Below are 23,389 nucleotides of genomic sequence, written 5' to 3' on the forward strand. Positions count from 1 at the left end.
CGCCGCCAGCGTTCGTCCTGAGCCAGGATCAAACTCTCAAATTAATGATGAGTTCTAAAAAAGCTCATTTAAAAAGTTGGTTCAAATTTATTAATTGTTTTCACGAATTGACTTCGCAAATGTTTTTGCTCTTGATACAAGATCAAGAGACCCTACACATTTGATTTGTCGAAACTTTGTTCAGTTTTCAAAGGTCTAAATCGTTAAGTTGATTACCTCAACGCAACTTAATCATCATATCAAGTCATCAGCAACTTGTCAACAACTTTTTATAAATGATTTCCGTTGAAGCCAAGCGGCTAACCGCTTTGTGCGCCTCAACAACGTATACTAATTTACCAATTATCCCTGCCAATTGCAAGCCCCAAATCGTAATTTCAACCAGTAATTATTACCATGTTAGCTTCCCGATTTTTATAATGTACGGATATACCAAATTAAAATGGGCTATTTTGATTTCCAGGCCCCCTTTTCCAGAATGATAATTCGTTTTTTCTTGATTTTAACTCCCAAATCAGAAAACAATGTTCGTTTTAAAATAATTTCAACTTTTTCTAAAAATCCCATTTTTTCACCCATCATTGCCGGTTTACAACGCAAAAGCGACTCCGAAATTAGTTTACACTAATCTCGAAGTCGCTTTAAATTAATTTATGCTTTATCTTCTTCAGGACGCATCGTTGGGAACAAGAGCACGTCGCGAATAGAATCCGCATCAGTCATTAACATCACTAAGCGGTCAATCCCGATACCTAAACCACCAGTAGGCGGCATACCGTATTCCAAAGCTTCAACGAAGTCTTCATCAATATGTTCAGCTTCGTCGTTTCCTTCAGTCCGTTCAGCAGCTTGAGCTTCAAACCGTTGCCGTTGATCGATTGGATCGTTCAGTTCGCTAAAGGCGTTCGCATATTCGTTACCTAAGATGAATAATTCAAACCGATCGGTAAACCGAGGGTCTTCTTCATTCTTCTTAGCTAATGGGGAAATTTCCACTGGGTGCCCGTAAACGAAAGTTGGTTCGTTCAACGTGTCTTCAACAAATTCTTCGAAGAACGCATTGATAATGTGTCCCACCTTCCAGTACTTTTCGTACTTCACGTGGTGTTCATCTGCTAACTTACGTGCATCTTCTAATGACATTGGTTGCCAGAAGTCGATTCCAGTCTTTTCCTTGATTGCATCTACCATGTGAATCCGGTGGAATGGTTGGTTGAAATCAACCTTCTGATCGTGATAAGTCACAATCCCATCATCAGTAACAGCTTCTGCCGCCGCTTTAAAAATGCCTTCCGTTTCGTCCATGACGTCGTGGAAGTCAAAGTAAGCCACGTAAGTTTCCATCATCGTAAATTCAGGGTTATGTTCACGGTCCATCCCTTCATTCCGGAAAACCCGACCAATTTCATAGACTTTTTCCATCCCGCCGACAATCAAGCGCTTAAGGTGTAATTCCAGCGCAATCCGCAAGTATAAGTCGATATTCAAGGCGTTATGATGGGTTACGAACGGACGAGCCGCCGCACCACCAGCCTGGTTATGCAACATTGGGGTTTCAACTTCAGTAAAGCCTTGACCATCCAAATGGTGTCGAATGGCTGAAATGATCTTTGTCCGCTTCAAGAACCGGTTAAAGCTGTCACGGTTAGAAATCAAATCCAAATAACGTTGGCGATAGATTTGTTCCACGTTTTGAAGACCATGGAACTTGTCTGGTAATGGCCGTAACGCCTTAGATAAGAACGTCAAACCAGTTACCTTGAGGGTCAACTCACCAAAGTCCGTCTTGAAGACGTCCCCAGTAATCCCTAAGAAGTCACCAATATCTGAACGTCTGAAAATGTGATAGGTGTCTTCACCAACAACATCTTTTCTGACGTACAATTGCATTTTACCGGAACGGTCCCAAATATCAGCAAAGCCGACCTTACCTTTACCACGTTTAGCAAGCATCCGGCCCGCAATCGTTGCGGTAACCTTTTTTGCGTCTAAGTCGTCTTTGTCCATGTCCCCGTATTTATCATGCAGGTCCTGAGCCAAATCTGTTCGTTCAAACCGGTGACCGAAGGGATCAATCCCCTCTTCACGCAGTTCATTCATCTTATCGCGACGAACCTTAAGTTGGTCGTTCATCGTCTGTTCTTGTCGTGCCACTAGTGTTCCTCCATTTCTAGTTAGCGTGCATTTAAACCGCACCTAAACAATCACTACATGTTAATTTTCACAGTCACGTTGCAAAAATGCAAGTGAATTCTTCACTTTAACGCTTTCGTTGCCAAATAAGTTTCCGTTTGGGCCGTAAACGCCTGTAAAATCGTCACCATTTCCGCTGACGACTCTGATTCCATCAAAGCAACCTTCGTCCGTGCCGAACGCGGAATCCCCTTCAAGTAGTAGGGCGCCTGTTCACGAAATTCGTGCGCCCCTCCCCGTTCACCTTTCAGGGCGACTAACCGACGCAAATGTTCCTGCGCCGTCGCCATCTTTTCGATTGGCGTTGGTGCGGGTAACAATGTCCCCGTCTCTAAATAATGGGCCGTCTGCTTTAACATCCACGGGTTACCTTCAACGGCTCGCCCCATCATAACGGCATCCGCACCGACTTCCGTTAACATCTTTTCGGCATCTTGCGGCGTTTGAACATCCCCATTACCCATAAATGGGATCGTTAGGGCGTCAGCCACCCGCTTCAGGATATCCCAATCGGCATTTCCCCGGTACATCTGTTTCCGGGTCCGCCCGTGCATGGCCAGTGCCGCAGCGCCAGCTCGTTCAGCAGCCCGCGCATTTTCAACCGCATAGACGTGTTGGTCATCCCAACCCGTTCGCATCTTGACCGTCACTGGTTTGTGAACGGCGGCGGTAACGGCTGCCACCATCTCATAAACCTTATCTGGGTCTAACAACCATTTGGCACCCGCGTCCGTCTTAACGACCTTGTTAACTGGGCACCCCATATTGATATCAATAATATCCGCCGTCGTCTGCTGATCGACAAACTTTGCCGCGTTGACCAAGGTCTCCTTAGAACCACCAAAGATTTGAATACTCATTGGGTGTTCCTTTGGATCCACAAACATCATATCCAAGGTCTTTTGATTATGGTACATAATGCCGCGGTCTGAGATCATCTCGCAAACAACTAGTCCTGCGCCAAAATCTTTACAGATCACCCGAAACGCTGCGTTAGTCACCCCCGCCATGGGAGCCACCACTAACCGATTCGGAATCGTCACGTTTCCAATCTGCCACGGTGTGTTAAGCGTCATACTAAGCATCACCCTTTGAGCGTGAAAGGACTGCTTCTAGCTCCGCTTCGCTGAAGTGGTATTCATTCCCGCAAAAATGGCAAACGGCCGTCGCACCATGGTCCTCATCGATCATTTCACGAACTTCGTGCTTCGGCAACGCCATCAGTGATTCTGCAAACCGTTCCTTAGAACAGTCACATTCAAACTTGACCGGCATCTTATCCAAAACTTTCACGTCACCATCAAATAACAAGTCCAAAACGTCTTCTGGTGTCTTACCTTCCCGCAGAAGCTGTGAAACTAACGGCATGTCTTTTAGTTTGGTTTCCAAAGCATCGATGGCCTCATCAGTGGCGTTTGGCAAAACTTGCACTAGGAAACCGCCCGCAACACCAATCGTATTATCATCGTTCACAAAAACGGATAACCCCACGGCCGACGGAATCTGTTCAGACTGTGCCAAGTAGTAGGTAAAGTCTTCACCTAGTTCACCGGAAACTAAGGCAACCGTCCCGGTAAATGGATCACCGACACCCTGATCCTTCGTGACCGATAAAAAGCCGTCAGTCCCAACGGCACCCTTAACGTCGATCTTATGTTTTTCATTCAATGGTAAGTGAATATGGGGGTGTTGTAGATAGCCCTTCACCGTCCCATTGGCGTTCCCATCGATCACGATACCACCGACCGGGCCGTTCCCATTAATTTTAACGGTCATCCGTTCGTCACCCTTCAATACGGATGATGCCAGTAGCAACGTTCCGACTAAACTCCGTCCTAGCGCCGCCGAAGCTGCACTCCAAGTATCGTGACGGCGTTGTGCTTCCGCGACAATTCCCGTTGCGTTCACAGCGTATGCCCGAAACATTTCGTTACCCGCCACACTCTTTACTAAATAATCTGCCATTTAAATACTCCTATCTCACATTTAATATTCTGCAATATCATACCGCATAAAAAGAGCCGAGACAAAGTCCCGGCTCCTTTATAGCTTGATTTTAATTAAGCTTGGCTATTATCATTGTTATCTTCAGACTTTGGTGCAGCACTTTCAGCACTGTCCTCGCCTGGCAAACCAGTTTCCGTATCATCAACGGAAGCATCCGCTGATTTTGGTGCACTAGTTGCTTCAGGAGTCGCTTGTGATTCACTTGGGAAGGTTGGCGCTTCAGAGACGCTGCTTGCTGCAGACGCTGCTGAAGTTGCTTCGCTACTCTGTGAAGTGCCTTCGCTGGATTGTGACGCTTGCTTTTCAGCTTCACGCCGTTCCAGTTCACGCTTGGATTCTTCGAAAGTGGCCGCTTTTTCACTAGGAAATTCGCTTGCACTATCTTTAATTGGCATTTCACCAGTCTTAAACAAACTGAGGATTTGCTTTTCATCCAAGGTTTCGTACTTCAAGAGGGCTTCCGCAATCACCTTATGTTGATCACGGTGTGATTGAATGATATCCGTAGCTGTCTGGTGCGCTTCTTCAGCTAACCGTCGAACTTCGTCATCAATTAATTGCGCCGTGTGTTGTGAAAAGGCGTTGGCGCCCATCCCTTGTTGGTAAGCAGCTTGCTGGTTGGCATTTTCTAATTCAACCGGTCCGAGTTTTTCACTCATCCCGTATTGGGTCACCATGGCACGGGCAATTTGCGTTGCCTGTTCAAAGTCATTAGAAGCACCAGATGATTGTGCGTCAAAGATAATTTCTTCGGCGGCACGACCACCCATTAAACCAGCCATCTGTTCCTTAGCATCACGTTTGGACATTAACATTTGATCTTCACGTGGCAACATGATGGCGTAACCGCCAGCACGACCCCGTGGCACGATTGTAACTTTATGAACGACCCGTGCATCGTTTAAGACCAACCCAACAATCGTATGACCAGCTTCATGGTAGGCAACGGTTTCCCGTTCCCGCTTGCTTACCACGCGATCATGCTTGGCTGGACCAGCGATAACCCGGTCTTCAGCCTCATCTAAGTCAGATGCGTCGACTTGTTTCTTATTCCGACGAGCAGCTAATAACGCCGCTTCGTTCAATAAGTTTTCAAGGTCGGCACCCACAAACCCAGGCGTTTGCTTAGCGATTTCTTTCAAATCAACATCGGCGGCCAATGGCTTGTTCTTAGCATGGACTTTCAAAATAGCTTCACGGCCCTTGACGTCAGGACGTCCAACCAAGATCTTCCGGTCAAAACGACCTGGACGAAGTAAGGCAGGGTCCAAAACATCAGAACGGTTAGTCGCAGCCATGACGATAACACCTTCGTTACCCGTGAAACCATCCATTTCAACCAATAATTGGTTCAAAGTTTGTTCACGTTCATCATGACCGCCGCCCATACCGTTACCACGTTGCCGCCCAACGGCATCAATTTCATCAATAAAGATGATTGACGGTGCGTTCTTCTTAGCTTGTTCAAACAAGTCACGAACCCGGCTAGCACCAACCCCGACGAACATTTCGACGAAGTCAGAACCAGAGATTGAGAAGAACGGCACGCCGGCTTCACCGGCAACCGCTTTGGCAAGCAACGTTTTACCAGTACCCGGAGGCCCCTCGAGAAGTACCCCCGATGGGATCCGAGCGCCCAATGAAACGAACTTGCGCGGATCTTTCAAGAATTCGACAACTTCGACCAATTCTTGCTTTTCTTCTTCTTCACCAGCAACATCTGAGAAACGAACTTTGTTTTGTTTACTGTCGGCTGGTTTAGCTTTAGTCTTACCAAAGTTCATTACACGATTGTTACCGCCACCCTGACCGGCTTGTCCCATCATCATGTAGAATAGGAATACAAACAGGATCAATGGCGCGATATACATTAATAACGTGACCCAGATTCCGCTAGATTCTTCAGCTTTTGCCGTCAAATTAACGTTGTGTGTAGCCGCCAACTTGGAAACGCGGTCGACCGTCGAATTGTTTTCCAACATAGTTGTTGAAAACGACGTGGTCTTCGTTGAAGCACTCTTAATCCCTAACGCGTTAGCGGAAGAAGTTGTTTGTGCCTTACGATATGAACCGGTTACCTTGTAGACGCCACCACTAGGCTGGATGCTAACGTTCTTAACGTTATTCTTGTCTAATTGTTTGACAAATTCGCTATAGCGAATATTTTGGGTCTGTGAGCTGGAATTTCCACCGAAAAAGAAGTAGATAATCCCCATCAAGCTTAAGAAGATCAAAATATAAAATAAGCTATTACGAAAGAGTCCATTGCGTCGATTGTTCATATGTGCCTCCTTCATCGAAACTTTTTATATACTATTAAAAGCATGGTACTCTACTTCGATAGTCTAAATAATAGCACATTTGACTATCATTGACCAATTATTAATGCTCATAAATTTTTGGCTTGAGAATTCCGACATACGGTAAGTTACGATACCGTTCCGCATAGTCTAATCCGTAGCCGACGACAAACTCGTTTGGCACTTCAAACCCAATGTAATCAGCCTTAATATCCACGAGGCGCCCTGCTGGTTTATCTAACAGCGTGCAGACCTTTACAGAGTTGACGTCCCGTCGTTTTAACAGGTCCACCAAAAACTTCAGCGTCCGACCAGTATCAATAATGTCTTCGATGACTAGCACATCACGGCCAGTGACATCCGCATCAAGGTCCTTCGTTAGCTGAACTTCACCACTTGATATGGTCTCATTACCGTAACTAGACAGGTTGATAAAATCAAGATCCGCATAAATGTCCATCTCCCGGATAATATCCGTTGTGAATAACACGGCACCCTTGAGTACGCAAATAATTAGTGGGTTCTTGCCGGCATACGCGGTCGTTAATTCTTTTCCAAGTTTCTGTGCAACCTGATGGATATCCTCGCGACTATAAAGTACTCGTTCAATGTCGTTGTTCATCGTTTCAGATGTACTCCTTTCAACTCTCATGTTTTAAGGCTAAAAATACTGTTTGTGTTCCAAAATCATGGGCACGATAAGTAAACTTATGTCCCACGACCCATAAGACCTCGCCCCGTGCGTTCACTAACACGTGGATTCCATCGCGCTGACCAGCCGGGACCTTTTGATTAATTAAAATCCGGCGAACTGACTGGTGACCGCCACCCCGAAGCGTGAGCTGGTCACTCGCCTGCCATGGTCGAAAGTAAAGCGGCCAATCCGTATCTGTTAATCGCAAGGGCTGGGCCGTCTGCTCAGTCATCCGCGTGAATAAACCCACAGTTTGAGTTGCAGTTATTTTCTGCCATTGGTTTAAGTCTACCATAGTTTTTTCACCGGGCATTAACTTTTTAACCCTTTTTTTATGTGGTTGAACATCAATGGTACCAACCCTTTTCACCAAGTCCATGTTCCCACTTATTTGGCGCTTCCCGGTCGGCTGGTTTTCATTTTGAATCCAGTGTCGTACGGGGGTTAACTTATCTTCACTAACAAGCTGACCCGTCCGCTGTTCGAGCCAACCTTTCAAAACGGGAATCTGCCATTGTGTTAATACCTGGTTAAATGCAGCCAGTTTCAAACGACTATCCGTTCCGACAACGGTCGGTAATAATTGCGTCACCATGGCTTGCTTTGCTTCCAATAAAGTCTGCAACTGTCGTTCGTACGCCGCAACGTGTGTTAGCAGTTCGGGGTTGACCGCTAAAAGCTCAGGCACGACCCGGTGCCGGATTCGGTTCCGCGTCAGCCGCACGTCTTGATTAGTCACATCTTCAAAGAACGTGACTTGATGTGCCGCCGCGTATTCATGAATCAACGGTTTAGGCCACGTCAGCAGCGGCCGCACGAGTTGACCGGAAGCAAATGGTCGCTGTGCCTTAATCCCCGTCAGCTGCGCCAAGTCTCCTCCGCGGGCTAACTTCATTAAATAAGTTTCAGTTTGATCATTCGCATGGTGCGCGGTCAGTACCGCACTCGCATGGGTAGCGTGCATCACGTCAGTAAAAAAATGATACCGAAACGTGCGCCCCGCTGCCTCGACCCCGGTAAGCGGGTGTTGTGTGACCGACCAATCTGCTAGCCGTAATGTGAGTTCGTGCTGATCACAATACGCCCGTAAAAATTCCGCTTCCCGTTGACTTTGCTTGCGCAAATGGTGGTTAACATGTGCGACCACGAGTTGCGGCCGTTGTGTGGCGGGTAGCTGTTGCAATAACGTCAGCAGCACCATCGAGTCAACACCGGTCGAAACGGCGACGACCACTGTCACATCAGGTTTCAGTAACTGCGCACGTGCTAATTGGCGATTAAATTGTTGAACTGGGGTCATTAAATCACCTCTCACTTAATTTTAAAGCACAACCTTTTATGCAAAGAGCATTGTTCATCAGTAACTAAAGATTGAAAGTTAATTTTAGGATTATCAATATTTAGACTAATACAAATGAGTTAGTCCGGCTGCCACTGATTATCCGATAATAATAACAATAGTAAACAAATTTAGCGAAGGCGGACAGAATTGATGTGCTGTGTCGGCAACGGTAGCCGATGATTTTTGTCGACTACCGTTGCGGGGCGATTCAAAGACGTGGGCTGGCGGCTTTGAATCGAGGTCGCAGACCGCACTTCGGCTGGGGCCGTCCCCATAGCACATCGGTTCTGTCCGCCGAAGCGGATAATTTAACAATGACTATTGCCATTGTTACGGTGTTAATAACAATTTTAACCTTTTCAATCTTTAGTCGTTTTTCAAAAAAAATACGGACGTGACCCGTATGCGTCACGTCCGTGCTTTTTTATTTAAATTAAATTAATGGCAGCAAGCTACTGAATTTTAGCTACGACGACCGCCACGGCCACCGCGTTTGCCTTCAGTGTTGCGCTTCAACGTTGCCAACCGGTCTTCACTATCCTTTAAGAAACCGGACATCAATGAATCAAAGTCTTGCTTCTTATTTTCATGTTGACGTGATTGGAAACGACCACCGCCGTTACCGCCCCGTGAATGGAAATTGTTGGAACGTTCACGATGGTTACCATTGCTTTGGTGTTCGTTATGATCAGAGTGACCATGATTATTACCCTGGTGGTTCCCACCTTGATGGGCGTTATGATGGTCGCTGTGGCTGTGTTCACCCTGTGGATGATCGACCGCTTTACGGATTGATAATCCGATCTTACCATCATTCCCAACGGATAACACTTTGACGGTCACTTCGTCGCCAACACTCAAAACATCGTGGATATCCTTAACAAAGCCATCGGAAACTTCGCTGATGTGTACTAGTCCCGTTTGATTATTACCCAGATTCACAAACGCACCAAAGTTAGTGATCCCAGATACTTTACCAGTGACTTTCGTACCTACTTCAATTGCCATAAAAAAAGTTGTTCCTCCTATGAAATAATGGTTTTAGTATAGCATACTTTGTGAAATACCGAGTTAAACATTTGAACAACGAGCAAAAAGTGGTCTACTTTCAAAAAGCGGACCGTATCCCCGTCTAATTAGCAGTTACGTCAGACGCATTGTCATTTGGTAAGCTATAAACCGTTTCGCCGCTCTTCGTGTAATCGTACTTTGAACGCAATAACTTTTGTAAATAATCCTTATTATTGAGTTGCTTGATTTCCGTTTCTAGCTGGCCGTTTTTTTGTTGTGCTTTCTTCAATTTGACCTGACTAGTCGCAACTTGCTGATTCACCTGATGCAAACTTACTCGCGTATTGATCAGCTGATAGCCAAAAAACAACATCAACGCACCAAATACTGCCACGATCAAAACAAACCGTCGTTTCCGAACTTGACTGACGCGTTGCTTCTGTCCCTGATGGTCAGTTGCAACTTGCCGCGAATAATCATTATTTAACTGTTTGACGTTATTACGTGAACCATTCGTCATGCTAGTGCAGTCCTTTCAAATTGGGTTGCCTAAATTATAACAACTTCAACCGGCGGTGTAAACGACATCATTATGATAGCATCAATGTTTCGGGCCATCTTAATAAACCAAAGCGTTTTAATTAATCGCTAAAAGGTTGGCGATAATCCGTTTTGTAGTCTTCGCTAACAATGTCGTACATCAATTCAGCATCGTTTTTCTTCGTCGTTTCTAACAACTGGGTCACCTTAACGGTCAACGTTTTATTACCAAAGCCAATGATTAATTCGTCATCGACACTAACGTTACTAGAAGACTTCGCAACCTTACCGTTAATCTGAATTCGCCCCTTATCCGCGATTTCCTTTGCGACGGAACGCCGCTTAATAATCCGAGAAACCTTTAAAAATTTATCTAGTCGCATACTCATGAATGATGTTCCTTTCCTTTTGCAACGGCTTTGATCAAGCGTTTACCATATGGCAATACGAGCCACTCGCGAATTGAGAACAACCGCGCGGCGACCGCTCCGCCAACGAAGACGACGACACCAACCACCACACCAATTAGTGTAATGATTCCCGCAGTCCCCCGGTTATTAGCCATGGCAGGTCCAACTAAGGCTTGAATCTCGTGACTGGTAAGCAGTACCACGATGCCCATCCCAATACTAATGGCTAGTAACTTGATCACATAGCCGCTTTCTAATAACACTTGTTGTAAATCATCTGGTGACCCTAGCCACATGATGATAAACATCACCAGCAAACTAAGCACCGTCACGAAGCTCGCCCCGTTAATCCCGTAACGGACGACCAACGTGTAATTCAAGGTTAACTTAATGACCAGACCAGCAATGATCCCAATAATCATCGCCGAATACTGGTTCAAACTCTGAAGCACACTCGTATAGGTCGTAATCAGCGCGGCAAAAATAATGCTGATCACGTAGACGCGTAACGCGGTCGTCCCTTCCAATGAACCGAACAATAGCCGGTTGATTTCGGGCATCAAGACGATTAAACCAACCGTCGCCGCCATCGATAGTGCCAAACTCACGTGGACCATCGCCTGAGTGTGCCGTTTAAATTCTATTAATTGTCGTTTGGCCAGTGCATTCGTTAACGCTGGCAATAACGTGGCTGAAAACGAGGTTGCCACCACCAGACCTAGTTGGACGAGCGGTTGGCCCCGATCGTAGACACCTTTGAGTGACTTTGCCACGTCAGGTAGTTGTCCCTGAGTCATCAATCCCTTCATGACCGAAAACGAATCGACCAATTGTAGCAAGATGACCACCGCGGCTACCAGACATAACGTCCCACCTTCAATAATGAAGCGTTTCGTTAATTTGCGGTAGCTTGGCAATGGGTGTGTTGCCAGTGGCGCGGGCGCCAACAGGTATTTTAGCCCAAAACTGGTAAAAACCAGCGATGAACAGATCGCCGCAAACGCCGCCGAACTCATTGCCCACGTGCCCATGTGGTAATCATCCCAGCCACGGTGAATACTGAAATACGCGGCCATGATAATCACACCGACCCGGACAACTTGCTCAATTAATTGTGAGACTGCGGTGGGTCCCATCAAGAACTGGCCTTGATAATACCCCCGCCCCGTAGCCAACCACGGCATGAAGATAAACATCCAGGCAACCGCACTGACAATCGGCGCCAGCCGGATGTCACCCATCCGAATCGCAATCCAATTAGCACCGAGTTGCAATCCCAGAAATAGGACCAACGACAGCCCACTTAAAATATGAAACGCGCGCCGCGTCACTAACGACTTGCTCGTCTCATCGGGCTGCTCTGCGACTAACTTTGAAATGAAGTTGGGAAACCCGTTTAACGCAAATGTCATCCCGATTCCATAGATCGGATAAATCTGCTGATAAACGTAAAAGCCGGTATTTCCCACCATGTTTTGTAATGGAATCCGGTATACCGCACTCAAGATCTTGGCCACTAATGACGAAACCGAGAGTATGAGGGCACCCCGGAACATCGTGTTCAGGTGATCCTTTGGCATAACAAATCCCTTCTACCGATTACTTGACCGGTGCACTGACCGCCGTATCAGCGGGGGTCAAAATCTCCCCTAACTGCTGAACGAACTGGGTCAGATCATTCAACCATTCTTTAGTTTGCATCTTTGGTTGAATCACTAATTTAACCTTCATTTTATCATCATCGATTCCGACTGTCGCTCGTAATTTGATTTTTGCCAACGCTTTAAAGATATCTTTAGTATCTAGTTTGGCAGTTCCCTGTTTGGACAAGGTCAAATGCAAGTCGCCATCCGTTCGTTGAATCTTTTCAATTAAGGCGTTATCAGCGAGCATTTTCAGCTTACCGACCGCAAGCAGGCTCGCCACTTCATCTGGATAATCACCAAAGCGATCCATTAAGTCGTCTTGAACTTCCATGTACTGGTCATTATTTTCTAACTGGCGAATCCGTTTGTAAATTTCAATCTTTTGCCGCTCATCTTCAATGTAACTCGTCGGCAAGTACGCTTCGATACCAAGTTCCATCGTCGCGTCCGTTTTGACCTTCGCTTGCTGGCCACGTTTTTTAGCAACCGCTTCTGACAACATCTGGGTATAAAGGTCGTACCCGACGGAGTCAATGAAACCGTGTTGTTGTTTACCTAGTAAGTTTCCGGCCCCCCGAATGGAGAGATCACGCATCGCAATCTTGAAACCGGACCCCAATTCGGTGAAGTCCTTGATGGCCTGCAACCGTTTCTCACCAATTTCGGTCAGAACCTTATTTTGTTGATAAGTGAAGTAGGAATACGCCACCCGACTACTACGCCCGATCCGGCCCCGCAATTGGTACAACTGCGATAAGCCCATCCGGTCAGCATTTTCCACAAACAACGTATTCACGTTAGGAATATCGACCCCGGTCTCAATAATCGTCGTCGTCACGAGGACGTCATATTCACCGCGAATAAAGTCGTACAAGATGCCTTCTAGTTGCGATTCTGGCATTTGCCCGTCGATATGGGCCACCGCGGCGTCTGGAACCAGGTCCTTGATTTGAGCAACGACCTTTTCAATATCGTGGACACGATTATGCAAGTAGAAGACTTGGCCATTTCGCTGCATTTCGCGCTCGATACCTTCCTTGATCACGCCAAAGTTTTGTTCCATGACGTAAGTCTGAATTGGGTACCGGTTCGTCGGTGGCGTCTCAATCACCGACAGATCCCGAACGCCAAGCATCGACATGTGCAACGTACGCGGAATTGGTGTGGCCGTCAACGTTAACACGTCCACACTCGCTTTTAACGATTTTAGGCGTTCCTTGTGTTTGACCCCGAAACGTTGCTCTTCATCAATAATCAGCAGGCCCAAGTCCGCAAAATTGACGTCTTTGGATAGGAGCCGGTGCGTCCCAACGACAATGTCCAGTTCGCCGTCCTTTAATTGTTGAACGGTTTCCTTCATTTCTTTATTGGTCCGGAAACGTGAGAGCATCCCGACGTTCACCGGGTACCCTTCAAACCGATTCAGCATCGTTTCGTAATGTTGTTGCGCCAAAATGGTTGTCGGCACTAAGAACGCCACCTGCTTACCGGCTTCAATCGCCTTAAAGGCCGCTCGTAACGCAACTTCGGTCTTCCCATAGCCCACGTCACCAACTAGTAACCGGTCCATCGGCTTTGGACGTTCCATGTCATGCTTAATTTCATTAATACTGCGAATCTGATCCGGGGTCTCTGGATATGGAAATTCATTATCAAAATCATCTTGATAACTGTCATCCTTTGGAAATGCGTACCCCTTCTCAGCTTCCCGCTTAGCGTATAACTCAACTAATTCGTCCGCAATATCTTCAATCTTGGCCGCCACTTTACGCTTGGCCTTGGTCCATTCCGTCCCACCTAATTTGTTAATGTGGGGCGTCTTCGACTCTGACGAAACGTATTTTTGAACTAAGTTCAGTTGGGTGACCGGAATAAAGATCTTGGCGTTGTTCTGATACGCAATCGTGATGTAATCCTGATGCACACCGTCGACTTCGAGCGTCTGCATCCCCACGTACTTCCCAATCCCGTGGTTCACGTGCACAACAAAGTCACCCGGCTTCAAATCGGTGTAGCTCTTCAGCCGTTCCGCGTTAGCTAAGGTCTGCCGCCGGGGCCGCTTTTTGGCCACCTTTTTGAACATCTCTTGCTCAGTGATAACGACTAAGTGCCCGTCTGGAAATTCAAACCCGTTTTGCAAACTGCCTTCGACGATCTGAACGACACCGGCTTGTAGGTTCTCCGCCTTAGTCATAAGCGCCTTGATTTCAAAATCATCGAGGGTGTTGCTGACCTTCGTTAAGCGTTCCGCTTCCGAAACCATCAAAACCACGGTCTGCTTAAGCTTATGCCACCGGTCAAGCTCCGTTTTGAGCGTTGGCAGTTGGCCAAAGAACTCTTGCATCGGCCGGGTCCGTACGTTGGTCACTTGCGCTAATTTGACGTTCCCAATACCCTTTTGAAATAACGATACTAAGACTTGCGCGTGTTGATCATCACGCAATAGGTCGCGCATTTCGTTACCGTAACTCGCAGTCGATAAGACCCGGTGATGGGCCAGTTGGTCCGTGACCCAATCCGCTTCTTGCGTCAGTAACTGTTGCTCGCTATCTAAGATTCGGGAGTACTCGTCAAAAACAACGACACCGTCCTTAGCAACGTAGTCAAAGATACTCGTCTTACGATCATACAAATAATCGCCATACAGTAGCAGGTCGCTACCAATCAAGCCCTTTTCCATATCTGACAACGGTTGTGCCAAGTTATCTGCTAACGTCTGTCGTTCTGCGGGTTTCAACTTTTTGTTTTCCGCAGCCATCGCGGTCTTCAACCGTTTGGCGCCGGCTTGGAGCATTTCATTGGTCAAAATAAAATCAGTTGCCGGTAAAACCGTATAGTCATCTAAGTTCTCAACCGAACGCTGCGTTGCCGGATCAAAGTACTTCAGCGTATCGATTTCCGTATCGAACAAATCCAACCGGACGGGATAATCGGCATCCAGCGGATAAATATCCACAATTGACCCTCGGATCGCAAAATCCCCGGGACGGGCAACCAACTGTTCCTTAACGTAACCCATATCGTGCAACTGAACTTGAACCTGAGTTAGATCAAGGTCATCGCCGATTTTTAACGGTAACCGCGCCGCCTTGAATTGCTCGACCGGTGGCAAGAACCGCCGGGCACCAGAAACGGAGGTCACAACGATGGCCGGCTGATCACGTAATAACGCGTTAACCGCCTGAACCCGTTGTGCCCGGTATTCTGGAGAACTCGTGGCAATTTCCGAAGCCATCATTTCCTCGGCTGGGAACAAGAAGACTTGGTCATCATCCAGTAGACTCATTAAATCATCGACCATCTGACTGGCATGAAACAAGTTGTCCGTCACGATCAATAAAGAATGTGTCAATTGATGAAATAACGCGCTTAAATAAACCGTCCGGGCGGAACCGTTCAAACCGGTTATTAACTGCCGGCTCTTCGGACTAATGCCCGCTAAAATTGTTTGAAAGTCGGGCGTTTGCTCAACAATCGCTTCTATATCCATGTGACTTCCCCCTCGTTTAGTTATATTGATTCATGACCGCCGCAAAATCGTCCGTCGTTAACCACGCTTCAATGGCGGCCACCGCCGTAATCTTGGCATCGTTAAAGTCCGCTAACTGTGCGGGTGAAAATTTTCCGAGTACGTAATCGACCACACTCATTTTTTCGGGGTGATCAATCCCAACCTTGACCCGTTTAAACTTGGGGTCGCCAACGTGGCTAATAATGCTCTTAATTCCGTTATGACCACCAGCCGAGCCCTTTTGCTTCAAACGAACCTTGCCTAAGGGTAAATCCAAATCATCATGGATGACCAATAGATCTGCCGGTGCGACGTTGTAATAACTCATCAACGGTCCCACTGCTCGTCCAGATTCGTTCATATACGTGGACGGTTTGACCAGCATGAGTTTTTCACCATCTTTAAAGACGGTCGCCACTTCAGCTTCAAACTTGCTCGTCTGGAATTCCGCATTGAGCCGCTGCGCTAAATCATCGACTATCATGAAACCTACGTTATGCCGCGTCTTTGCATACTTACTACCAATATTGCCTAATCCTACGATCATTTTCATACTTATATAAAACTCCCGTTATCTTTTGACATACCAAACAGGCCGAATCGGGACTTACCCTGATTCGGCGACCTGCCTGCTACTTATTTCAACTCAATATTATGCGTGATGACCACCTAAACTCACGGTTGTTTTCATAGGGGCCATTTAGTGCAATTAGTATAACACAATCAATTAGTGAACGCCCGTCAAACGTGCGCTTTGCAAACGCTAACATTTTCATTAAAAGTGTACCGAAATTAGAGACTTGTGATTGTTAAACATGGTATAATCTAATCGTAAAAACCAAATTTTTATTACGAGAGGATGACTTATTTTGTCAAGCATGCCAAATCATCAAAAAGTTGTGTTAGTCGGCGATGGCGCCGTTGGTTCCAGTTACGCTTTTGCCATGGCACAACAAGGAATTGCTGAAGAATTTGTAATTGTCGATGTCGTCAAGGATCGTACCAAGGGTGACGCCCTTGACCTTGAAGACGCCCAGGCTTTCACCGCTCCCAAGAAAATCTACTCCGGTGAATATGCAGATTGCAAAGACGCCGACCTAGTTGTGATTACCGCTGGTGCACCACAAAAACCAGGGGAATCACGTTTGGATTTAGTTAACAAGAACTTAAACATTCTGTCCTCAATTGTAAAACCAGTTGTTGACTCCGGTTTCGACGGGATCTTCTTAGTTGCCGCTAACCCAGTTGACATTTTGACTTACGCTACTTGGAAATTCTCTGGATTCCCTAAGGACCGCGTTATTGGTTCCGGGACTTCCTTAGACTCATCACGTCTCCGGGTTGCTTTAGGTAAACAATTCGACGTTGATCCTCGTTCCGTTGATGCCTACATCATGGGTGAACACGGTGACTCCGAATTTGCAGCTTACTCAACTGCAACGATCGGGACCCGCCCAGTTAGAGACATCGCCAAGGAACAAGGCGTTTCCGATGAAGACTTAGCCAAATTAGAAGATGGCGTCCGTAACAAAGCTTACGACATCATCAACTTAAAAGGCGCAACCTTCTACGGAATCGGGACCGCGTTGATGCGGATTTCGAAAGCCATCCTTCGTGATGAAAATGCCATTTTACCAGTTGGTGCCTACATGGACGGCCAATATGGTTTAAACGATATTTACATCGGTACACCGGCCGTTATTGGTGCCACTGGTCTAAAGAAGATCATCGAATCACCACTTTCAGCTGATGAATTAAAGAAAATGCAAGACTCCGCTGCAACCTTGAAGAAGGTTTTGACGGACGGCTTAGCTGCACTCGAAAGTAAATAGTTTTAAATTACAGGGAACTCGGCATTGCGCCGGGTTCTTTTTTAGTTAACAAGAAAAACCTAATCCGGTCGTCGCTGATAGCATGCGGTCGTGGGACCGGGCCAAGCCAAGGAGCGGTCTTGCCCCTCGCCTGGAACAGTTGCAAAGAACGCAACTGTTTCAGACCGTCCGTGGTTTAAGGCCGGACACCCACCGCCCTAACACCACCTTCACGACCGATGCTATCAGCGCCAACCTCCGAGCATTCGATAACAATAACGGTAGTAAGCTGTTTTTAGCATAGTTAAGCAGTCCTTGTATGATGTAACGGCAAGCTCAAGCTTTCTAATTTCTAGTTCTTACCCCATTAATTTTTCACTCAGGTCACTTACTCCCATAACCTCTAGTAACCATAATTCTTGAGTCATGGATTGGCCCGCGTTTCCGTCTACATTAAATCAAAATAGTTATACTAGAACTGTTTCATACTACGGTTATTAACCGCAATCGACTGTGTCTCGTAGTATCAATTAATTTATGTCAAATTTACCAGTAGTTTGTGTGTTATTTGGGGTTTCACCTCTCTTATACCGGCCTTAGCGTTTGCACTTCTAGTGATTCTGTTATAAGGTGAAAATATTACAAACCAATTACAAACCAAATGGAGGCCAACATTATTATGAAGCACAAACGCGGGCTCATCATTGGTGGCAGTATTCTCGGCGTCCTCGCCGTGGCATATATTGCGACCAGCCTGATTTGGCAAAACCAGCATACCTTTTTACCAAATACCGAAGTTGCTGGCATTGACATCAGTGGAAAAACCGCTGCTCAGGCCGCACCCCAAGTGAATCACGCTTTAGATCACCGAACTTACCACGTCATTGAAAACGGACAGACCCAGTACGCTTTTACGAGTAAATCAGCTGGCATTTCAATTAATACCAACCAAGAACTTAGTAAGTTAATTTCACACCAAAACTACTGGCGCTGGCCAGTTTCATTGATTGCTTCTGCACAGGCCGACGACGACACCACGGTTGGTGACGTAACAATTGCTAAGTCTGATCTTCAGACGTTGCTTAAAAACATTACGTCTAAAGCCAACCAAACGAAACGGACTAAAACTGAAAACGCTAAGTTAGTTTATAAAAATAACGCCGTTGCCATTCAAAAAGAAGTCCAAGGAACCGAATTAAGTCAGGCCCGACTAAAAACGCTCGTCACCAAATCACTGAGTGAAGGCAAGAGTCAGATTAGTCTGAAAGACGCCTATGTGGCTCCCACGGTTACGAGCACAAGTACCAGCTTGAAGACCGCCCAAGGTAAAGCGCAAAAATACGCTACCGAAACGGCCACGTACCATATCAATGGGCATAAATTCAACATTCCGCATGACACTATCCTGAGTTGGATTCAAGCTGACCATCAGGGTAACATCAAGTTGAACCAAACGGCCGTTGAAAGTTACGTCAAGCAACTTAACAATAAGTACCATACTTATCACACGACCCGGACATTTAAGAGTACGAGTCGCGGAACGGTCAAAGTCAGTGGCGGTTTCTACGGTTGGAGCATTAAAACGGCCGCTGAAGCCAAAGCCCTTTCTAAAGAAGTCCTTGCGGGTAAGGACTTTACCCGCTCGCCAATAATTAGTGGTTCCGGCTATAACAAAAAAGGGACCGACATCGGTAACACCTACATCGAAGTTGACAAGGTCAACCAGCACATGTGGGTCTACGTTGATGGTAAAGTGAAAGTCTCAACCGACGTCGTTACTGGGAAACCTGGCAAGCACGAAACAACTACCGGGGTCTGGGACGTCTGGAGTAAGCAACACAACGCCACGCTGAGAGGCAACAATGACGATGGTTCCAGCTACACCCAACCAGTTTCTTACTGGATGCCGTTTGACGATACCGGTGAAGGGATTCATGACTCACCATGGCAAAAGCAATACGGTGGCACCTGGTACAAGACGCATGGTTCCCACGGTTGTGTGAATACCCCACCGACCGTCGTGGCCAAAGTCTTCGCGGCAGTGCCAACTGGTACACCCGTTGTTGTTTTCTAATTTAAATTTAATTTAACAAAAGCCAGTCCAAGTCCATTGGGCTGGCTTTTTTGCTGACAATCGACGCCAAATCAACGTGGATTGATACAACTTAGGACGGGTTTTATGGTATCATTTATTAAAACAAACTAATAAATCTGGGGGATCATCCGTTATGTTATTAAAAACTCTCGTTAAACCTAAAGAACGTTTAACTACGGTCACTGCCGATTCGACCTTGGAAGAAGCCTTACAAGTTCTCGAAGATTCTGGTTTCCGCTGTGTACCGATCCTCGATGAAACCGGCCATATTTTCCGCGGTAACATCTATAAAATGCACATCTACCGTCATAAGTCGCGTGGTGGCGACATGTCTTTACCAGTAACTTCACTGTTAAAGAACGCGACTAAGACGATCCAAGTCGACGCAGCCTTCTATAACGTCTTCTTCTCAATTAAAGATTTACCTTACATCGCCGTCTTAGATGAACACGGCTACTTCTACGGTATTTTGACCCATACCCGCTTACTGGATATGCTGTCACAATCTTGGAACGTGAACGTCGGCAGTTACGTTTTGACCGTCGTTTCAATCGGTGAACGTGGGGACTTGGCTGCCATGGCCAAAATCATCACGAAGTACACGTCGATTGCCGGTTGTTTGACCCTTGACGTTCAAAACGGCACGCTGGGCCACCGGACGCTGTTCACCCTACCAGAAAACGTGGATACCGAAAAACTCAAGCGCATTACGGATAACTTAAACCGTAAACAGTTTAAAGTCATCGAAGTTGAAGATCTTCAAGCTGAATAATAGTTAAAACGGCAGTCCCTTGAATGGAATTTTTTCCATCGAGGGACTGCCGTTTTTAAACTTAATTTCTAAAATTTGCGATTAACTAATGCGATCACTAAAGTGGAGTACCCGGTCAAGACCGTACATAATCGGTGCGGTCACCGTCATAATGATCAGTTCTGAAATCGCCGTGGTCAAGTAGGTTGGCCAAAATGCCACGCCACTACTCATCATCGTAATCATAAGCGCAATCATGAACATGGAGACCGTGAACAAGAACACGTTTAAGACCATCCGTTGCCAGACGGTTTTCAGCTTAGGCGCAATCCACGTCAACACGAGCAAGGCAAGTAAGGACTGGCCACCGCCAAACAAGACATTGAGCAAGCTTGCTCCCGGGCCAAACGCGTCGAATAAAATTACACCAGCGACAATGCCCCAGATATATTTGCGGTTAAATACGGCCAAGTGGTTCAAGCCTTCAGATACTCGAAATTGAATCGCACCCGAAGCTAAACTGAACGCCGCCGGGCCGAGACATAAAACAACGTACATCGCAGCCACCAGGGCGTTAATGATCCACGGTCGAATCTTCGATTGAGTCATATTAATAATTCCTCCTAGTTTTTTTACGTGGGATGGTTACGAACCACGTATTAAAAATGCAAAACGGTTTTCATCGTAGCACGGGAGCTCCTGGTCCGCAAGTTTGATTTCAGATTCCCTAGCCGTAAAAAAAGAACGTGTGCCCTATTCTAAAGGCACACGTTCTTTTGCATTGCTTACCCATCACGATTCGCACCGCGCTGGGTCAATTATGTAAACTGACTAATTCCCGTCAATCAACTATGGTTGTAAGGTGCGTTGTGAATGGCGTTTTGTCCGATCAGCAAGTCCAATACTAATCTGTAGCGCGTTATCAACCCGCCGCATCGTCTGATCATCTAAGTGCGTCACGCGATCCTTCAACCGCTGTTTATCAATGGTACGAACTTGTTCTAGCAGTACCACTGAATTTTTTTCAATTCCTGTATGAGCAGCGTTGATGTTCACATGTGTTGGCATCTTAGCCTTTTGGACCTTGGCAGTAATCGCCGCAACAATGACGGTTGGGCTATAATGGTTCCCCACGTTGTTTTGCACGATTAACACCGGACGCATGCCGCCCTGTTCGGACCCCACAACGGGTGATAGATCTGCATAGAAAATATCACCCCGCTTAATATCAGCTGCGGCCATCGCCTCATCTCCCTTTATACTGACACCCATAGTTACTCACAGTACCCCACTGTAACTTTGATTATGACTATTCTTGCTACTCATGATAGCATGAATTCTTCACTTTTAGCAACCGTTTACTAACTTTGGCTAATCAGTTGATTGTTAACCCAGTTCAGTTTAACGCAATCTGTACAAAATAGTCCCGCTCATCACATTGCGTGCTGAGTGGGACTATTTAACCATCATAATATCTAAGCGTTACTTTTTACCAAAACTAATCCACGTAGACTCGTGGCAACCGTGGTGCTAATCCACACGCAATTTCGTAGTGGATCGTGCCACAGTAATCCGCAATATCTTGTAACGTAATGGTCTGGTCACCATCCGTGCCGACCAACGTTACTTGTGTCCCAACCGGAACCTCGTGCGGCAAGCGTACCATCATTTGATCCATGCAGACCCGGCCAACAATCTCACAAGCTTGACCGTCAACTAAGACGTGAAAGCCTTGCAAACGTCGTTCATAGCCATCCGCATAACCAATTGGAACGGTCCCAATCCATTCATCTTCCGCCGCGGTATAGGTCGCACCGTAGCTAATCGACTTGCCCTTAGCTAACTTCTTAACAAAGGAAAGCTGAGCCGTCAAAGATAACGCTGGTTGTAACTCGTACGGTGCACTGAGTTCTTGCCCTGACGGATTTAAACCGTACAACGCAACGCCAAACCGTACAACGTTTCCGTTGCAGGCTTGATGCCATAAACTAGTCGCCGAGTTTGAAACGTGGACGTAACGTGGCAACTCATCCACCACCGCAATTAACGCTTTCCAGTTGTTCAACTGGTGTGTAAAGTAGGTATCGTCGGCCTGATCCGCAGTCGCAAAGTGCGTAAAGATGCCTTCAAAATCAAACGGTGTGTTAGGTCTGTTTAATGTTGTCACTGCCGCAGCCAATTCCGTAGGTGTCTGGAACCCAATTCGGCCCATACCCGTATCAAGTGCCAAGTGGACGTGCAATGGCGTAGTAACGTCATTGGCCGCTAAAATTGTCGCGACGGTATCCAACCAGTCCTGCGTCCCAACCGCTACCGAAATATCTTTTTCAGCAATTAAAGGCGCATATTCAGGCTCCGTAATGCCTAGTACCAAAATCGGCTCCGTTATTCCGGCCGCCCGTAAGGCTAACGCTTCGTCTAAAATTGCCACGCAAAATCCAGTTGCACCCGCTTGTTTTGCCGCCTGTGCGACCTGGATAATGCCGTGACCATACCCGTTAGCCTTTACAACGGCCCAAAGTTCAGTCAGCGGATCTTTACGATCCATCTCCGCTTTAATATTATTTTTGATTGCCTGCAAGTCAACTTTAACTTGTGTGTGGCGGTGTTCCCCAATTACAACCATCACATTTTGCCTCTTTCCAATATAACTTGTGTCATCACGAGCTGATCCGTATGGGAGATTGATACCCACGCCGGACCAGTAAAGGGATGACGCGTAATTTCCGGTTTGCCCGCTTCATTATCCAAAATTTCAATATCTTGAAAACCAACTGCGGCACCAATTCCAGTTCCAAAAGCCTTACTATAAGATTCCTTGGCAGAAAAGCGGCCCGCTAAAAATTCAATTCGTCGCTTTGACCCATAGCGATTAAAAACAACCAATTCCGCTGGGGTTAGGACTTTTTCAGGAAGCTTAAGTCCCGCATCCACGATTTTTTGAATACGTCCAATCTCCGTCAAATCAATTCCGGTTCCGTAAATCATCTCCGCTGCCGCCTTTCAAAACTAACAATTACGCTTGATGTTTCCAATTTACCACAGCTACGGGAGCGATAAAAGGTTAAACCGCACGCA

19 protein-coding genes and 1 riboswitch are annotated in these 23,389 nt (G+C 46.5%); of the genes, 3 read left to right on the forward strand and 16 right to left on the reverse strand.

Annotation, left to right across the window (positions count from 1 at the left end; translation table 11 throughout):
• Positions 1-651 precede the first annotated feature (651 nt).
• The 12 genes from lysS to pth form a co-directional block, all read right to left on the reverse strand.
• Positions 652-2,154 carry a lysine--tRNA ligase gene (lysS, locus tag AAA939_RS01110; RefSeq protein WP_338208170.1) on the reverse strand — a complete coding sequence of 501 codons (1,503 nt, stop codon included), beginning with the start codon at positions 2,152-2,154 and terminating at the stop codon, positions 652-654.
• Between the two features lie 101 nt (positions 2,155-2,255).
• The gene (gene dusB / locus AAA939_RS01115; protein WP_338208169.1) at positions 2,256-3,269 is read right to left on the reverse strand and encodes a tRNA dihydrouridine synthase DusB; all 1,014 of its coding nucleotides are present in this window, start codon (positions 3,267-3,269) and stop codon (positions 2,256-2,258) included.
• Between the two features lies 1 nt (position 3,270).
• A complete protein-coding gene (gene hslO / locus AAA939_RS01120; protein ID WP_338208168.1) occupies positions 3,271-4,158 on the reverse strand; it encodes an Hsp33 family molecular chaperone HslO in 888 nt (295 codons plus the stop codon).
• Between the two features lie 95 nt (positions 4,159-4,253).
• On the reverse strand, positions 4,254-6,482 hold the full coding sequence (gene ftsH / locus AAA939_RS01125) for an ATP-dependent zinc metalloprotease FtsH (RefSeq protein ID WP_338208167.1): 2,229 nt from the start codon (positions 6,480-6,482) through the stop codon (positions 4,254-4,256).
• Positions 6,483-6,582: 100 nt separating this feature from the next.
• Entirely contained in the window at positions 6,583-7,122 is a 540-nt protein-coding gene (hpt, locus tag AAA939_RS01130) for a hypoxanthine phosphoribosyltransferase (protein ID WP_338208166.1), read from the reverse strand.
• A 19-nt stretch (positions 7,123-7,141) separates the two neighbouring features.
• The gene (tilS, locus tag AAA939_RS01135; protein WP_338208165.1) at positions 7,142-8,494 is read right to left on the reverse strand and encodes a tRNA lysidine(34) synthetase TilS; all 1,353 of its coding nucleotides are present in this window, start codon (positions 8,492-8,494) and stop codon (positions 7,142-7,144) included.
• A 504-nt stretch (positions 8,495-8,998) separates the two neighbouring features.
• Positions 8,999-9,544 (reverse strand): S1 domain-containing RNA-binding protein, encoded by a 546-nt coding sequence (locus AAA939_RS01140; protein WP_338208164.1) that lies wholly within the window; start codon positions 9,542-9,544, stop codon positions 8,999-9,001.
• Positions 9,545-9,668: 124 nt separating this feature from the next.
• Positions 9,669-10,067 carry an FtsB family cell division protein gene (locus AAA939_RS01145; RefSeq protein WP_057706581.1) on the reverse strand — a complete coding sequence of 133 codons (399 nt, stop codon included), beginning with the start codon at positions 10,065-10,067 and terminating at the stop codon, positions 9,669-9,671.
• A gap of 121 nt (positions 10,068-10,188) precedes the next feature.
• The gene (locus tag AAA939_RS01150) at positions 10,189-10,470 is read right to left on the reverse strand and encodes an RNA-binding S4 domain-containing protein (protein ID WP_338208176.1); all 282 of its coding nucleotides are present in this window, start codon (positions 10,468-10,470) and stop codon (positions 10,189-10,191) included.
• A 2-nt stretch (positions 10,471-10,472) separates the two neighbouring features.
• On the reverse strand, positions 10,473-12,077 hold the full coding sequence (locus AAA939_RS01155) for a polysaccharide biosynthesis protein (RefSeq protein ID WP_338208163.1): 1,605 nt from the start codon (positions 12,075-12,077) through the stop codon (positions 10,473-10,475).
• A 19-nt stretch (positions 12,078-12,096) separates the two neighbouring features.
• On the reverse strand, positions 12,097-15,633 hold the full coding sequence (gene mfd, locus AAA939_RS01160) for a transcription-repair coupling factor (RefSeq protein ID WP_338208162.1): 3,537 nt from the start codon (positions 15,631-15,633) through the stop codon (positions 12,097-12,099).
• Between the two features lie 16 nt (positions 15,634-15,649).
• Positions 15,650-16,207 (reverse strand): aminoacyl-tRNA hydrolase, encoded by a 558-nt coding sequence (gene pth, locus AAA939_RS01165; RefSeq protein WP_338208161.1) that lies wholly within the window; start codon positions 16,205-16,207, stop codon positions 15,650-15,652.
• 316 nt (positions 16,208-16,523) lie between these two features.
• Here pth and AAA939_RS01170 point away from each other — a divergent pair, with 316 nt between their 5' ends.
• The 3 genes from AAA939_RS01170 (at position 16,524) to cbpA (ending at position 20,332) form a co-directional block, all read left to right on the forward strand.
• A complete protein-coding gene (locus tag AAA939_RS01170) occupies positions 16,524-17,486 on the forward strand; it encodes an L-lactate dehydrogenase (RefSeq protein WP_338208160.1) in 963 nt (320 codons plus the stop codon).
• Between the two features lie 658 nt (positions 17,487-18,144).
• A complete protein-coding gene (locus AAA939_RS01175) occupies positions 18,145-19,539 on the forward strand; it encodes a L,D-transpeptidase family protein (protein WP_338208159.1) in 1,395 nt (464 codons plus the stop codon).
• Between the two features lie 154 nt (positions 19,540-19,693).
• Positions 19,694-20,332, forward strand: coding sequence for a cyclic di-AMP binding protein CbpA (gene cbpA / locus AAA939_RS01180; RefSeq protein ID WP_318767160.1), 639 nt, complete (start codon positions 19,694-19,696; stop codon positions 20,330-20,332).
• A gap of 81 nt (positions 20,333-20,413) precedes the next feature.
• Here the strand turns inward: cbpA and AAA939_RS01185 are convergent, their stop codons facing one another.
• From AAA939_RS01185 to acpS, 4 genes are all read right to left on the reverse strand, one after another.
• Positions 20,414-20,920, reverse strand: a complete 507-nt coding sequence (locus tag AAA939_RS01185; protein ID WP_338208158.1) for a QueT transporter family protein — start codon at positions 20,918-20,920, stop codon at positions 20,414-20,416.
• An 8-nt stretch (positions 20,921-20,928) separates the two neighbouring features.
• Positions 20,929-20,973, reverse strand: a riboswitch (PreQ1 riboswitch).
• Between the two features lie 187 nt (positions 20,974-21,160).
• On the reverse strand, positions 21,161-21,553 hold the full coding sequence (locus tag AAA939_RS01190; protein ID WP_057706573.1) for a type II toxin-antitoxin system PemK/MazF family toxin: 393 nt from the start codon (positions 21,551-21,553) through the stop codon (positions 21,161-21,163).
• A 256-nt stretch (positions 21,554-21,809) separates the two neighbouring features.
• On the reverse strand, positions 21,810-22,937 hold the full coding sequence (gene alr / locus AAA939_RS01195; protein WP_338208175.1) for an alanine racemase: 1,128 nt from the start codon (positions 22,935-22,937) through the stop codon (positions 21,810-21,812).
• Positions 22,937-23,299: a holo-ACP synthase gene (gene acpS, locus AAA939_RS01200; RefSeq protein ID WP_338208157.1), complete on the reverse strand. Its 363-nt coding sequence runs from the start codon at positions 23,297-23,299 to the stop codon at positions 22,937-22,939. Before acpS ends, alr begins: the two co-directional genes overlap by 1 nt.
• Positions 23,300-23,389 lie beyond the last annotated feature (90 nt).

The organism is Lactiplantibacillus paraxiangfangensis (genome assembly GCF_036246185.1).
In the GTDB taxonomy this organism is placed as follows: domain Bacteria; phylum Bacillota; class Bacilli; order Lactobacillales; family Lactobacillaceae; genus Lactiplantibacillus; species Lactiplantibacillus paraxiangfangensis.